This is a genomic window from Lysinibacillus sp. RS11, from assembly GCF_042019215.1.
GTDB lineage: Bacteria > Bacillota > Bacilli > Bacillales_A > Planococcaceae > Lysinibacillus > Lysinibacillus xylanilyticus_A.
This window is the reverse complement of record NZ_CP168124.1, coordinates 661,180-676,750: the sequence shown is the minus strand read 5'-3', so window position 1 is coordinate 676,750 and position 15,571 is coordinate 661,180. Positions and strand designations below refer to the sequence as shown.

At 35.8% G+C, this 15,571-nt stretch carries 11 protein-coding genes; all 11 read right to left on the bottom strand.

All coding sequences use genetic code 11. The features are described from left to right. Positions 1-192: 192 nt before the first annotated feature. On the bottom strand, positions 193-1,197 hold the full coding sequence (locus tag AB9L17_RS03405) for an acyltransferase family protein (RefSeq protein WP_375200081.1): 1,005 nt from the start codon (positions 1,195-1,197) through the stop codon (positions 193-195). Between the two features lie 244 nt (positions 1,198-1,441). After that, complete coding sequence (locus tag AB9L17_RS03400) at positions 1,442-5,923, bottom strand: endonuclease (RefSeq protein ID WP_375200080.1); 4,482 nt, start codon at positions 5,921-5,923, stop codon at positions 1,442-1,444. 358 nt (positions 5,924-6,281) lie between these two features. Beyond that, on the bottom strand, positions 6,282-6,404 hold the full coding sequence (locus AB9L17_RS03395; protein ID WP_375200079.1) for a hypothetical protein: 123 nt from the start codon (positions 6,402-6,404) through the stop codon (positions 6,282-6,284). Positions 6,405-6,517: 113 nt separating this feature from the next. Then, on the bottom strand, positions 6,518-8,215 hold the full coding sequence (locus AB9L17_RS03390) for a phospho-sugar mutase (RefSeq protein WP_375200078.1): 1,698 nt from the start codon (positions 8,213-8,215) through the stop codon (positions 6,518-6,520). Then, positions 8,215-9,501 (bottom strand): glucose-6-phosphate isomerase, encoded by a 1,287-nt coding sequence (locus AB9L17_RS03385; protein ID WP_375200077.1) that lies wholly within the window; start codon positions 9,499-9,501, stop codon positions 8,215-8,217. Before AB9L17_RS03385 ends, AB9L17_RS03390 begins: the two co-directional genes overlap by 1 nt. Before the next feature lie 376 nt (positions 9,502-9,877). Beyond that, complete coding sequence (gene galU / locus AB9L17_RS03380) at positions 9,878-10,762, bottom strand: UTP--glucose-1-phosphate uridylyltransferase GalU (RefSeq protein ID WP_375200076.1); 885 nt, start codon at positions 10,760-10,762, stop codon at positions 9,878-9,880. A 23-nt stretch (positions 10,763-10,785) separates the two neighbouring features. Beyond that, the gene (locus AB9L17_RS03375) at positions 10,786-11,349 is read right to left on the bottom strand and encodes a sugar transferase (RefSeq protein WP_375200075.1); all 564 of its coding nucleotides are present in this window, start codon (positions 11,347-11,349) and stop codon (positions 10,786-10,788) included. After that, positions 11,346-12,200, bottom strand: coding sequence for an NAD-dependent epimerase/dehydratase family protein (locus AB9L17_RS03370; RefSeq protein WP_375200074.1), 855 nt, complete (start codon positions 12,198-12,200; stop codon positions 11,346-11,348). The genes AB9L17_RS03375 and AB9L17_RS03370 overlap by 4 nt, the downstream gene beginning before the upstream one ends. 11 nt (positions 12,201-12,211) lie before the next feature. Then, a complete protein-coding gene (locus AB9L17_RS03365) occupies positions 12,212-12,964 on the bottom strand; it encodes a glycosyltransferase family 2 protein (protein WP_068986193.1) in 753 nt (250 codons plus the stop codon). Then, positions 12,961-14,109, bottom strand: a complete 1,149-nt coding sequence (locus tag AB9L17_RS03360) for a glycosyltransferase (RefSeq protein ID WP_375200073.1) — start codon at positions 14,107-14,109, stop codon at positions 12,961-12,963. Before AB9L17_RS03360 ends, AB9L17_RS03365 begins: the two co-directional genes overlap by 4 nt. Positions 14,110-14,287: 178 nt before the next feature. Then, entirely contained in the window at positions 14,288-15,517 is a 1,230-nt protein-coding gene (locus tag AB9L17_RS03355; RefSeq protein WP_375200072.1) for a glycosyltransferase, read from the bottom strand. Positions 15,518-15,571 lie beyond the last annotated feature (54 nt).

The window sequence follows — 15,571 nt, the reverse complement described above, 5'->3', positions numbered from 1 at the left end:
ACTCACTACTTTACCGGCGATACTCCGGCTTTTAGCGGCGCAACTTACTTCTTTACCGGCGGAATTTCCACTTTTAGCGGCGCTACTCACTACTTTACCGGCGATATTTCCACTTTTGGTGGCGGAATAACGACTCTACGGGTGATACAAAAAAAGCAGTGATTTCTATAATGAAAGAAATCACTGCTTTTACTATGTGGCACGCTTTTTAATTTTCCCTACTACCCATTGACTATATGGAAGTAATGAAATCAACTTGGTCACCGCAATACAAACGACTAACGTCCACAGCATCAACAGTGGCACTCGGACTAGCGTGCGATCGAAGTGCTCTACAAACCAGCCTGTCGATAGACGCAGAACTTCCCAATGTATGAGATAGATCATAAACGAATATTGGCTCAGCACTCGAACCGTTTTCGTGTAAGGTATCGACTGTCCCCAGGCAATTACTAGCAATGCAATACTTAAAACAAGCGGCATTAAATCAAGGCGTCTCGAATGTGTATCTGTATAACCAAGCAGCATACGAATGTATAAAAAGGCAACAGATAACACGAAGAACACAATTGTCGCGTAACGATACTTTTTCGCAAGCGTGGCAATCTGCGTATAATACACCCCCATCGCATAAGCAATGGCAAAATACCCAAGCCACCCCGTAAAGAATAAACGAAACATTAACTCATTCTCTTCAAAAATCGGATATGGTAATAAAATCATCGAATGATGGACAAGCGTAATCAGCATACATAACGGTAAAAACCAAGCCATAGACCACTTAAAACGTTTCATTAACGCAAAGACTACATACAGCTGCATAATGACCAAAACAAACCAGCCTACAAACTCACTGTAGAAGACATTGCGGACAATTTTTTCCCATAATAAGCCCTTGCGATAAATTGACTCTACAATTACTGCATCGATCATGGCCCATATTAAATAAGGCAGAAAAATATATTGAATTCTATTTGACCAAAAGTTACTCGGTATTTTATCCTGATAACGATTCGCCAAAATTAATATAGATAATAAAATAAACGTCGGTGTCGCATAACATAGCGCAATACGTAAAAACAGATAAAATGGCTGCTCTGGTATCGCACCAGCTTCAATAATAATCCACGAAGAAGTGTGTAATAATAAAATAGATAAACACGCGACCACACGTAGTAAATCCCACTCTTTAATCACAAAACATTCCCCTAATACTTTACTTTTATCTCTAATTTAAGGATGTCATAGTTTGTCGAAGAATGCAATGGCAATACTAGCAATCTAATTTTTTACGCTATAATGAGGAAATTTAATAGAAGAATGTGGGAGTTTTATAAGGCAAGAAAACCAGCATAAGGCTGCAGTGAAATGAGCACAGTAAACGACAAACGCCCGCTTCAGGTTAGCAACTGAAGTGGGCGTTTTTTGTTTTGAGTTTAATTTACCATATCTTTTCTACCCATTCTGGATGGTCTATAAATGGGTTGCGATTACCTTGGATTTCGTAAATTCTCTCGTTTCTTTGTTTTTCGTAGGCATCTACTGGATCTTGCTCGTGCCATTCTAAAAGAACAGAAAGTTTACCGTGGTAAGGAGCTGTTCCATTGTTGACTTTGTCATTTAATTCAAGGTCTACCTTATTTCCAGTCTCGTAACGAGTGGCCATATATAATAATATACGTGCTACATCACCTTTTACGCGATTAGGAGGTTCGAATGAATCTGAATCTTTCAGGCAACCATTGCAGCCTGCTACTGGACTGCCGCCATTGTCAAAATCTAAATTTCCTCTTGAGCTATTAACTTGTACATCGGTTGCACGTAAGTGATGGATATCCGTTCCTGGTCCATTGCTTGTTCCAAAATTACCGTGGGATTTTGCCCATGTATGCTCTCGGTTCCAGTTTCCTACATTGCCACCACTGTTTGTTTTGGGACTAGATTTCCCAGAGTAAAATAACATGACGTTGTTTGGATTATTAGGATCTTCATCCGTATACTTTAATGCATTCCAAACTTCATCATAAGAAAGTACCTTTTGTTCAGAAATGATATCGTGAAGTGCCTTTTTTAGTTCCTGCCCCTCTTTGTTATAGGCAGCTGTATAATAATCATTCGCAACAACTGTAACACTGAAACTTGCTGTAACACTTTTTTTACCATCAGATGCTGTAACGCCAACAATATGGCTACCCTCTTCTAAATTAAGCGTTAATGTCTTGCCCTTTACAGTTCCTTTTGTAGCTGTAAATGAAAGCTCATCACCATCAGGGTCTGAGAAATGATCTGTTAAATCAATGTTAATTGTCTCACCAACAGCTACAGATTTGTTTGCTATAGGATTTTTAATGATAGGTGCATTATTTTCAGAAGGTAAAGAAGGATCTCCAATAGGTTCGCCCTTCGAATTTGTAAATTTAATTTGCTCAGGAGCTGCACCCTTTTTATAGATTATCGATTTGATATCTATATTTTCAGCATCTCTTATTTCACTAACATTTGAACCTTCAATCGTGATTGATTTCACAGCAGTGCCTTTTAAGTCGATAATCGCCCCTGCTTTTACTGGACTAAGGATAACATCAGTCGTCTTAAAGCCTTCTCCATGTAGCTCCGCATAGGCACCTTTAAGGACCACACCTTTTGGAATAACAGATTGAGCATCTAAATGCACTGCCACACTAGGTTTATTTATTGTCAATTTGTTTTTTTTGTAGTTCTTAAGGTCATATACGATTTCAGGTTTAATCGGTTCAATACTTGAATCTTTCTTCATATCAATTTGAATCATGACAGGATCATGGTCACTTGCACGACCAGCCATGTCCGTAAAATCAGCATTAATATGAAGGACATCTACAACTGTTTTGTCTGCTAGATTATTCGAAACTAAAATATGATCTAATACTTGTGAATTTCCTTGAAAGACGTATGTGTAACGATCAGAATCTTCCACTTTATTAATCATATTCGTCATTAATTGACCTTCATGTATTTTTAAAGCATCTGCAAATTGAAAATCATTAAAATCGCCTAATGAAACAATATTTGCATCTGGATTGTTTGATTTAATATCTTCAATAAAATCATAAACAATGTGTGCGATTTTTTGACGTTGCACTTCACTGCCATATACAGGCGGTTGCTTAGCACCAAATAATGGCGTATCTCCATTTTTAGAATTCCAATGGTTGGCGATCACTACTACGTCTTCACCTTGGAATTCAAATTGTGCCGCTAAAGGTTTACGACTACTATTAAACGCTTCGTTTGTTGGATCAATACGACCAGGGTTCAGTGTTAATTTCCCATCTTTATAATCTACAGCTGTTGTAGCATCTCCTGCTGGGATACCTTCCTTCAACTTCACTCGCTCTGGATTATAAAGGAAGCCAACACGAATATTCGCATCTGGTGCTCCACCGTCTTGATTGTTGATAGGATCAATATTAACATACTGATATTCAACACCACTTGTAGCTTTGATCGCGTCAATTAGTCTTTGATAACTTTCATTTGCGTTTGAATCACCAGGAGAAGCACCGTTATTATCTTGCACCTCAGTTACACCAACAATATCTGGGCTCCCCATATCAATGCCAATTGCTCGTGCTAGCTTTTTCGCTTTATCATCAGTCGTAGAACTTTTGTTATTCGAGAAGTTTTCTAAATTATAAGATGCAACTGTTAGCTTATCATCGGCTTTTACAATTTTTGTTTTCTCAGGTGATGCTGTACCTCGTTGATGGGCAGCTTTCATTTCGTCTAAAGGAACATAGATTTTAAAGTTTTGATAGGAATAGCCTACGACTCCCGTAATAGGTCCTTTAAATTGATCACCTGTAGCCACTTCAAAATCGCGTGCAGCGGCATTCGGTTCCAATCTGAATTGAATTCTGTTTGGATTAGCATTTCCTTTTTCGTACAATACGCCACCGTGAATTGTATTTGTCGGTTCACTGCCAAGTACTGTCACCAGATCTCCATGCTCTTGTGGTGCTACCGCTTTTACGTCCTTTACTTCTACCCGCATCCCTTCAATGCTTTCCCAGAAATCTATAGCATCAATCGTTGGATTAAATGTTTGAAGTTGATCACTGTCAATGCTGCTTAAGGACATTTTTAATTTATCAATTTCAATTGGCTTTGGTAGTGCCACACTATTTTTCACGACTTCTACTTTTCCGCCTTGATCGTTACGTACATTGATTTGCGTAGTTTTTAAATCTGTTTGTTGTCGATCACTATAACCATCATAGGCAAATTCATTTACTTGCCCTTTAACAGATACTAAGTCCCCTACCTGAACTGGCCAAGCGTTTTTACCACTGTATAGTAAAATCCCTTCAGACGTATTCGGATTATGATCAGCTAAATCATCAGGTGTTTGAATGTTATAATACCAATTGTTATTTAACATGAATGAATAGGTTACGACACCTTCAATGCCCTCAACCGTTTTACCATTGAATGAAGAAGTATGATTGGCACCTTGAATATCATGAATTTGTAATTTATCGGCAATAATATAATCAAACGTAGTTACTTCACTAAACGTACCATTTTTATCTTTAACAATTGCCTTTACTGTAGTATTTTTACTGATTTCTAGTGGCATCTCATATTTATGACTTTTCTCAGTTGGCTCAGTGCCATCTAATGTGTAATAAATTTCTGCATCTGCAGTCGGTGTTGTCAACGTAACTGTTGTTTTCCCTGTAAACGTTCCACTTCCAGGAGATGCAATAGCAGGTTTTAATGCTGAGCTATCCACAACAATGTCTGCTTTTGAGCGGGGAATAACTTGATAATCTTGATCGAACTGTTGGACAATACCAGTAATAGATTCATAGGAAGTACCAGCAGTTAATCCAAGTGAATTCGTTTCATCCCGTACAAGGAAATTCGTCCCATCATTTGCCGTAAAGTTCACCCATCCATTTCCTTGTTGAACATCTGTAAGCGTAACATTTTTCACTGTTACTAGCTGTGATTCGTTTGCTTCCGTTACTTGAGTACCAGTTACTACCTTTGGCGATGGCGCACCAGAATTTCCACCTTTTTCAACGATTGTAGCACCATCTAATTGTAGTAATCCGCGATAGTCAGCTAATTTACCTGTTAAAGTAACCTCATCCCCGACAGACAAATCTAGACTAGTAGGTCGTACTGCAATACCTCCTGTATCATCTTGGACGGAGAACGTATTTTTCAAGCCTGCAGCTACTTTTCCTTTAATGGTTACCGTTTCACCCACACCTTTAGTTCTAGCATCTCCAATTGGGAGGATTGCTGGTGTTTCCGGGTCAACAGGATCAACAGGTCCACCTGAGTTGTCCATTACGTGTTGCCCTAAATTAGAAAAATCATCAACTGAAGAAGAATTCCATTCTAAAGCAGGGTTAAATGGATCATTAATATTTGTATCACCCGACAAAACTGAATTCTTTCTTACTAAAGTTACATCTTTAGCAAAATCTGCTGAAGGACCAACTTGTCCAATGGAATCGATTATTTCACCCGATTTCCTTAATACAATCGGATCATTCCCATTGAAGTTAATAACAGTTGAGTTTTCTAGATTCCCTTTTGCTTTAATGTTTGGACCTGCATCTTTATGATATACAACATACGTAGCTCCGTTTTCTAGAGTACCTGTCAGACTCACTTTATTTTTCGCGGTAGCTTCTCCGTTCGTATGAAGCTCTAAAGTATAATTACTTAAATCAACCGCGGCACCTGTACCATTATATATTTCAATCGCTTTATTAAAGGAACTACCTTCAATATACTCTGAAATGATTAAATCATTTGCTAATGTTTCGGCTTTTACTGTAAGCGGTGCTACAGGTGTGACAACACTTGCCACTAGAGTTGTTGCTAAAAAGGCATTTATCGGCTTCTTCCACTTCTTCTTCGACATCCAGTCAAATCCCCTTTCAAACTTAGGAAAGTTAGTTTTTAAAATGCAAAGCCTCTAAGAGAAGACTTTGCAAAAAGATTATAGAATTGTGTTTCCTTTAACTGTGATTCCATCAATATTAACTTTTTCAGCATCTGTTTTTGAAAGATCTACTTTCTCTTCTACTATTGGCACTAACCTCCTTAACTGCTGTCACCTTTCTTTGGGCCTACACCATACAGGCGACTTTCATCGCATACGGCTTGCCATCAATAGTTGAAATAATTTAAACCTATTTCCCCACTATATGTATATGTTAGCATATTATTGTTAATGACTTATTTTAATAGTATCTATATTGTGTAAATTAATTTTAATATTAGAAATTGGTAGGTTTATCACCATAACGTGTGGTTGATGTCCATTCTGACGGGGCGCTTTCCTGGGGGCGTCCGTTGAGTCGCTGATCCCCAAGGAGTCGCTCCGCCTCCACTCCAATCAACCGCAGCCCCTCAATCCAGCAAGAGGCTTTATTGAAACGAGTACAGAAAGAAAATGAAAACGCCCTCCGATTTTAAGAGGGCGTTTATTGTTTCGATTTATTAAACTACTATTCTATACAAATACAGCTTGCAGTTGCTTCAGTTTTTCTTTTGCTTCTTCTTCTGTTTCTCCAACAACACCAAAATAGAACTTACATTTTGGTTCTGTACCAGATGGTCGAATGGCTACCCAAGAATTATCTTCAAGTATATATTTCAAAACGTTTTCTTTAGGCAATACAATAGACTCAGTTGTACCGTCAGCTAATGTTGTAAGTCCTGTTAAGTAATCCTCAAATCGTTTTACAGCTAAGTCTGCTATTGACTCAGGCACGTTTCGTCGAAGATTATCTAATATTGCTTTCATTTCATCTTGACCATTCTTTCCTTCAAATACCTGAGAAACTAAAGCCTCTTTGTAATAACCATATTGATGATACAAATTTTGCAATCCATCTAATAATGTTTGTCCATTCTTTGCATAGAAAGCTGCCATCTCCGCTACCTTTAATGCAACTTGTACCGCATCCTTATCGCGAGCGAAAGTTTCAATTAAGTAGCCATAGCTTTCTTCATAGCCGAATAAATACGAAAAAGCACCCGTTTTTTCATACTCCGCAATTTTTTCAGCGATGTATTTGAAGCCCGTTAACGTATTGACCGTGGTTACACCAAATTGCTTGGCTATCATCGCACCTAACTCTGAAGTTACAATAGTTTTCAACATTACCCCATTATCCGGTAAAGTATCATTAGATTGTTTTGTTGATAACAAATAATGTAGCAATAATGCACCAAGCTGATTTCCCGTCAATAGTTCGTAGCCCTCACCATTCTTCACGGCCACACCTAAACGGTCCGCATCGGGATCTGTTGCTAATAAAAGATCTGCGCCTACTTTTCGCCCCAGTTCCATCGCTAACGCAAAGGCAGCAGGCTCCTCTGGATTTGGGTAAGAAACCGTGGGAAAAGCTCCATCCTGTACAGCTTGTTCGTTCACAATATGTATGTGCTGAAAACCAAAAGCTTGTAGCCCTTCACTAACTGGCACTAAACCAGCACCATGTAATGGCGTATAAACAAGCTTCATATTTAGAGCAATATCATCATTGTCCTTTAATGTTAAAAGATGCTCTAAATAGGCGGCATCCATATCACTTCCAAGCCATGACAAGATTCTTTGCTGTTCCAGTTGCTCAAGTTCACATACCTTTATAGAAAATATATCCTCGATATTTTCCATATGTTCCACGATGTCATTGGCAGATTGAGGTGTTAGTTGTGCACCGTCCTCACCATACACCTTAAAGCCATTATACTGTTTAGGGTTATGACTTGCCGTTATGACAACACCTGCATAAGCATGTAATTGACGTACCGTAAATGATAACTGCGGTGTTGGCCGTGCTTCTTTATAAACATATGAACGAATACCATGTGCTCCTAGTACACTTGCAGTTTCACAGGCAAATTCATACGAGAAATGACGTGTATCATAAGCAATAACAACCCCACGCTCTTTAGCGGCCTCGCCATTCGATTCGATATAACGAGCAAGTCCTTCTGCAACACGACGAATGGTATAAACGTTCATACGGTTTGTTCCAGCACCTAAAACACCACGCATTCCACCAGTACCAAAGGATACGTATTGATAAAAGCGATCCTCTATTAAACTACTATCCTCAGCAAAAGATACAAGCTCCTCTGCTAAATAACTAGGAAGGCTCATCTCGTTCCACCGATTATATAAATCACGAACATTAACCATTACTTGAACACCTTCTCTTCTTTCAACAACTCTAGCATTTTGCGTTTATACGCTTCAACTCCAGGCTGATCAAACGGATTAACCTCTAATAAGCACGCACTCATCGCACAAGCTTTCATGAAGAAATAAATCAAATAACCTAAGTGGTACACATCAAGCTTCGGTAATTCAAGCTGAATAACAGGCACCTTTCCTTCTGCATGTGCAAGTGCTGTACCCTGTTTGGAAATAGCATTAATCTCATTAAAGGTGCGAGTCGATAAATAATTTAACCCATCTTCATTTCGAGCATCAAAAGGCACAGCTAAATCTCCCTCGATTTCATGAAAGTGTAACAATGTCTCAAACATTACACGACTTCCCTCTTGAATAAATTGCCCAATCGCATGTAAATCTGTTGAGAAATTCACCGTTGAAGGATAGAGTCCCTTATGCTCCTTTCCTTCACTTTCACCAAATAACTGCTTCCACCATTCATGGAACTTATTCAAACCTGGCTCAAAGGAAGCAAGCAACTCAATCGTAAAACCTTTCTCATAAAGCATATGGCGCATGACCGCATATTTGTATGCATCGTTATGTGCTAAATCTGATTCCGCTAGTTCCGTAGCTGCATGTCGCGCACCATCCATTAAAGCACGAATATTGACTCCCGCTACTGCTACAGGCAATAAGCCTACAGGCGTCAACACGGAATAACGTCCACCAATATCATTCGGAATCACGAATTGACGATAGCCAGCTTTATCAGCAATACCCTTCAATATCCCTTTTTCAGCATCTGTAGTCACAATAATGCGCTCAATGGCCTTATCACCATAACGTTCTTCCATATATAAACGCATTACGCGAAACGCCAACGCAGGCTCCATCGTACCACCTGACTTTGAAATCACATTGACATACACTTGCTTTGTATCTAAATACTCGAGTAGTTCCTTAATATAGGCACCGCTCATATTTAGACCAACATAAACAACCTCGATGCCACATTTAGCTAGACCAAAATAAGGCATTAGCGCTTCTTGAATTGCTCGTGCCCCTAAAAATGATCCACCAACCCCGACAACGACAAGTACATCCGCACATGCACGTACCTCACTCGCTACTCGTTCAATAGAAGTAAGTAGTGCTTCTTGATCTTGTAACGGAGAATCCACCCATCCTGTTAATGGATATTGTGGTAAAGCGTCATGAATCCTCTTTACACGATCTTTATATCGAATTATATCACTATCGTCTAGGGAACAATTCAGTAACGTTGTTTTAACAATTTCTGTCAGCACAATTGAATCCTCACTTCTCAAGGTAAAATTTGATATGTATATTATGACATATAGTAATTAGAATGAACAATTTCAATATCCTTAGATATTTTTTCTTTTATCATTATTTGAATGACTTCGATCTTTAATCGACATTAAAATAAAAAGTATGCCCCAATTTGAGACATACCTTCTAATTGAAATTTCTGTTATAACGCCAGGCACTTTGAATATTACGCACATGAGTAACTCCATCATATAAATCGCTTTGCACAAAAAAGTTTGTGTATCTACAATCTAACGTTGCAAGTACCATAATTATTTGATATAACAACTTCTTGAGTTTTTCTACTAATTCCCTGACAAACGATATCAATAAAGCCAATAACAACTAAAATCAATCCGTTTTGCCACTCAATTGTTTAGCTTTTTGTAAAATTAACGCTTTAACACTTTCGCTTAAATCGTCACGTTCTAAAGCAAAATCAATTGTCGTTTCGATGAAACCTAATTGTTCACCTACATCATAACGACGACCTTCAAATACATATGCAAAAACCTGTTGAATACCATTTAAAGATTCAATAGCATCGGTTAACTGAATTTCGCCACCTTTACCTTTCTTCTTCTCATCCAAGAAATGGAAAATTTCAGGTGTTAATACATAACGTCCAATTATAGCGTAATTTGAAGGTGCGTCCTCCAAGCTAGGCTTTTCAATAAATTGTGTAACTTGTATTAAACGACTGTCAGTATTGACAGGATCAATAATACCATAACGATGGACATCCCTATCTGGCACTTCTTGAACACCAATCACACTTGAAGACGTTTTTTCATATTGATCCATTAATTGTTTTAAGCAAGGTTCATTACTTTTAACAACATCATCACCAAGTAGCACTGCAAACGGCTCATCACCAATAAATTTACGAGCACACCAAATTGCATGACCTAGTCCAAGCGGCTCCTTTTGACGGATGTAATGAATTTCCACTTCAGCAGACTTCTGAACCTTTTCAAGCATATCAAATTTACCTGCTTCTATTAGGTTCGTCTCAAGTTCAAATGAATTATCGAAATGATCCTCGATTGCACGTTTACCTTTACCTGTAACTATAATGATATCTTCAATTCCGGAGGCAATGGCTTCTTCTACTATATATTGAATTGTCGGCTTATCTACAATTGGTAGCATCTCTTTAGGCATTGCCTTTGTTGCTGGAAGGAAACGAGTGCCAAGCCCTGCTGCTGGTATAATAGCTTTTCGGATTTTTTTCATAATTTAAGTTTTACCTCTTATCTCTATTTCATCTTAACTCCTTCAGTTTTTAATACACTGAAAAATGTCATCCAAATTATTTTTATATCTAGCACGATACTCTTATTATCAACATAGTATTTATCGTAATCAACTTTTTCCTTATCAGAAATAAAATCACGTCCCATCACCTGTGCAAAACCCGTTAACCCTGGCCTAACAGAGTTAACATTCACACTGTTACGCATTTCAATTAACTCGTATTGATTATATAAGGCCGGTCTTGGTCCAACTATTGACATATCCCCTTTAATAATATTAAAAAGTTGTGGAAGCTCGTCTATGCTAGTTTTTCTAATAAATTTTCCAACAGGTGTAATATAACTAGTTGGATCACCTAGGTCTTCTGTTGAAACATTTGGAGTTTCTGTATACATTGACCGAAACTTATAAATTTCAAAATGGATGCCATTTTTACCAACACGCTGTTGTTTAAATAATATTGGGCCTTTTGAAGTTACTTTAATTACAATGCTGACAATAACCATAGGAACGGCAAATATAATAATCGCTATAAAACTTAAAATAATATCCAATAAACGTTTCATTTTTCCCTCTCAGTTATAGCAATTGCTTGCTCAAAATCAAACTTTTGGTAGGAATTATCTTTGTATGATGATAACTCTCTCTCATAATATAAATCTCCAAACACTTTCTTATAGATGATTTTATTCCCTATCAGCAACTTTAATACTCTTCCTACTAGTTTATTAAAATAAACAAACTTACCATGCACTTTCGAAATTTCTCGTACCATTGAACTTGTATTAATGTATTGGGGGTCTTGTGGGTGAAAAATGCCAGACTCTTTATATTGAATTAATTGGAATATAAACTCATTCAAATTATTTATAAAAAGCATACTCCGTTTATTCTCTACTTTTGGAAAAACAAAAGTTTTCCGACTTAACTTACTTAAAAGTGAATAATTACCTGGACACTTAGGACCATATACCATTGGTGGTCGTACAATGGCAACTTGAAAATGCTCTTCTTGTAATTCTAAAATTTTCTTTTCTGCGGCTAGCTTACTTTTTCCATAGAACGTTACTGGATTCAGCTTGGTTTGATAATTTATTTCCCCTTGTACATCACCATACACAGCCATTGTACTAAAGAAAATAAATTGCTTGACTCCTGCTGACTTTGCTTTCATTGCCAATTGATAGGTTAGTTCGGTGTTTACTTGATAGTAAAGCCCCTCACTATCAGTTGTTTCTTTTTTATGAACGAGTGCAGCTAAGTGAATTAGAACATCTACCTCATTTAAGTACAGATTACTTATAGCATTATTTCGAATAGACTTTAGAAAAAAAGAACTCTCTGCAAATTTCGAAGTCAAATAGGCTTTTAAACTTTTCGCTATATAACCTGATTCTCCTGTGATTAAAACGTTCATACTCTCACCTTCTATAAATAGTGCTTCTTAACAGCATTCCACGCATAATGAACGAAATACCAAGAAGTTTTCAATCTATTAATATTTTCTGACTTTCTATATACAATCCACATCTTTTTTGCTACTTTGAGCTTATTACTTGAAGCAGAGTTTCCTACAATCCGATAGCTTGCCAACACTTCTTGAAGGCAATACGCTTTATTATTATTTCTTAAAATTTTTAACCATAAAGCAGTATCCTCAGGTTGCAAATTAGGCATAATCGGCTTACCAAGTTGCTCAATATTGAGCATAACAGTTAAACAACCAATCGTTGTGTTTTTTAACAAACTGTTATAATCGATGACACTAGGACACGTTACAGTTTTATTAAGAGAATTACCCTTCTCATCAATCATATTATAATTAGTGAAAGAAAATGTATAATTGTTGCTTTCCATAAACTTCACTTGTACTTCAAGCTTATGTTGATCCCATAAATCATCACTATCCAGAAAGGCTAAGTATTTCCCATTTGCAACTTGAATTCCGTAATTCCTAGCAGTAGCAGCCCCACTATTTTTCTCTAACTGATATATTTTGATACGCTCATCTTTTTTACTAAATGCGGTAATCATTTCTAAACTATTATCCTTTGAGCAATCGTCCACAATTATCAACTCAAAATGAGGATAGGTTTGATTTAAAACCGAATTAACCGTATCCTCAATAAAGCGTGAACTATTAAAAGAAGGCGTAATAATAGAAACTAAAGGATGATTCATATTGTGTCACCTTTTTTCGTAATAGATTTATAAATTTCTATTAATTTTCTTTTAGAGGTATCCCAGCTAAACGCTGGATAAATAGATTTTGCATTACTTCCTTTTACTATTAACTCTTCTTTACTAATAGATTTAATCATTTTGCTTAAGTTGTGCTCATCAAATTTCGTAATATATCCTATATCATATTTTTCAACAAATAAATCAATTGAAGTATTTTCAGCTACAATACAAGGTTTTCCTAAATACAATGCTTCATATAATTTATTTGGGGAAGCGATTTGGTTATGCTGATAGCTTGGGTCATACACCATATAAATAACATCCATTTGGCTAGCTACATATAAAATTTGTTCTAATTGTAGATAACCTAAGTAATGAATATTATCATAAGTATCTGCATTCTCTACTATTTCCCCCTGTAATTCACCTTTACCAGCAAACCATAAAGAAACATTTTTTTGCTTTAATAATAATTCAATACCTCTATCTTTACTAAGTGCACCATAATAAAAAATATTTAACGTGTCACCATTTATTTTCACTTCATAGTCCACTGTTTGTTGAGGTGGATCAATACTATTGTTAATAATTACGGTTTTATTTTGAAACTCTTTTGGAATATTGACAAGTCGGTTTTCATCAGGGATTATTACAACTTTTGCATGATTCATTATTCGTTCACTTAAACTTTTAATCATTGAACGAATAAACTTAGGAATAGGACTATGAAAAGTCTCAACAAAATCAGCAATATCATAAATAAATTCAAATTTTAATTTTGGATTTAGTAGCTTAGCTATATAAACAGGTAATGCCAAATCAAAATCAATTGCATGCACAACCTTATATTGATGGCCATTTTTAAAAAGGAATAGTATTACTTTTATGATAAATAGAATTTTATTAAAAATTGTAATGATTCCTTTTCCATATGGTGTATTTCCACAATAAATGGAGTGGACAGTAATTCCTTCTAAACCAAAGCTCTCAGTTGCATTTTGAATAATCTCGGCATTTACTCCACGGTTCCAATTTAATATATCTACTTCATAGTTCGCTTCTTTTAAAGCACGGGCAGCACGTGGCAAACGATTCGCGATAAACGCACTATTTTGTGCGAGTAGGATTTTATTTTGTGTCATTGTTATATCTCCAACATTTGATTAAAACACATGTGATTTATACATGCTTAATCACAAATTATTTCTTTAATGCAAAAAATTTAACCATTAAAAATGTAACAGGCACTCCTAATGCAGCCGATATTGCGTAAATACGCCGCTATAATAAACTACCGACAATTCTTGCTCCATTCTCCAATTATTTCTCCTCCTTTGACTCTTTCAACACATAACGAATCTCTTGTGCTTTTTCTTTCCACGTATTGATCATCGCTTCTTCCTTAAGCAATTTTAAGTACTTCTTATCATCTTCTAATTGTAATGCTCGATCAATTTGCCCAATAAATTGTTCACGGTTTTTAGCGATTAAAACTGATTTATATTTTCTACATTCTTTCATATTTGTCGTAACAATTGGTTTCCCCATTGCCATATATTCAAATAATTTCACAGGTGATGTAGATTCTGTTACTTCATTGATTTTGAATGGTATTGTTGATACATCAAACCACTTAGAATAATCAGGTAAAATAGAGTAATCTATAGGACCTATAACTGTAATATTAGGTACTTTATCTAAATTATATTTAACTATACTTTTGTCATAATCCCAACCAATTAATAAAATTTCGTAATCTGGGCGCTCAACTGCTAATTTTAATACTAGCTCATAATCAAACCACGATGCGAAAGCACCGAAATATCCAATAATTGGTCTTTTTTTCTCTACTACATTTCTTATTTCTTTAGGAATCGCATTATTTTGATTTTTATTAAAATGATTAAAATCCACACCATTTGTTATTAATTTATAATTTTTACTTCTATGAGATTCAACATCTGCTAATAATTTATCTGCTGAAGCAATTGCTACACAATTAATGTCATCTTTTAATAATTTTTGGTGATTTTTAAAAACATATTCAGGTATTTCTCCAGTAATGTCTTTATGTAGTTCATCTATATATTCATATAAAATCACATCATTATTTTTTATTGCTTTCTCATATACTTCACCAATATCTCTCATATCAGTTGAATATAAATGAATAATTTTTTTATTAGGTAAACCCAATAAAATATCCTGTTGGTTTGTCAAATAACAAGAATTTGCTATTTTTCTAAAACCATTCAAGTTATCTTTAACAGGATTATTTGTACAATAGAAATAAAGATAATTTGAATTAGCTAAGTTTAATGCAATATGGTGTGGTCTTTGATACAGAGGTAAGTTCCACGGAACTGGAGAAAAATACACTATAATTTCTTTATCTGCATGTTCATTCAAAATAATTTCTAATTGTTTTTGATTTTCTTTTTTACTTAATTGTCTTTTTATTTTATAAACCGCTGTTCCAATGACCTTATTTATTAATCCTTTAAAACCATGGTATTTTATATACCTAGCAATTTTATGAGTTAATTGCATAAGCTAGTTACCTCCAAATATTCCATGATGATACTTATATAAATTAAATATCCT

Coding starts and splice junctions, on each gene's coding strand:
- AB9L17_RS03400 (WP_375200080.1), bottom strand. CDS start 5,923: ATGTCGAAGAAGAAGTGGAAGAAGCCGATAAATGCCTTTTTAGCAACA.
- AB9L17_RS03390 (WP_375200078.1), bottom strand. CDS start 8,215: ATGGTTAATGTTCGTGATTTATATAATCGGTGGAACGAGATGAGCCTT.
- galU (WP_375200076.1), bottom strand. CDS start 10,762: ATGAAAAAAATCCGAAAAGCTATTATACCAGCAGCAGGGCTTGGCACT.
- AB9L17_RS03375 (WP_375200075.1), bottom strand. CDS start 11,349: ATGAAACGTTTATTGGATATTATTTTAAGTTTTATAGCGATTATTATA.
- AB9L17_RS03370 (WP_375200074.1), bottom strand. CDS start 12,200: ATGAACGTTTTAATCACAGGAGAATCAGGTTATATAGCGAAAAGTTTA.
- AB9L17_RS03365 (WP_068986193.1), bottom strand. CDS start 12,964: ATGAATCATCCTTTAGTTTCTATTATTACGCCTTCTTTTAATAGTTCA.
- AB9L17_RS03360 (WP_375200073.1), bottom strand. CDS start 14,109: ATGACACAAAATAAAATCCTACTCGCACAAAATAGTGCGTTTATCGCG.
- AB9L17_RS03355 (WP_375200072.1), bottom strand. CDS start 15,517: ATGCAATTAACTCATAAAATTGCTAGGTATATAAAATACCATGGTTTT.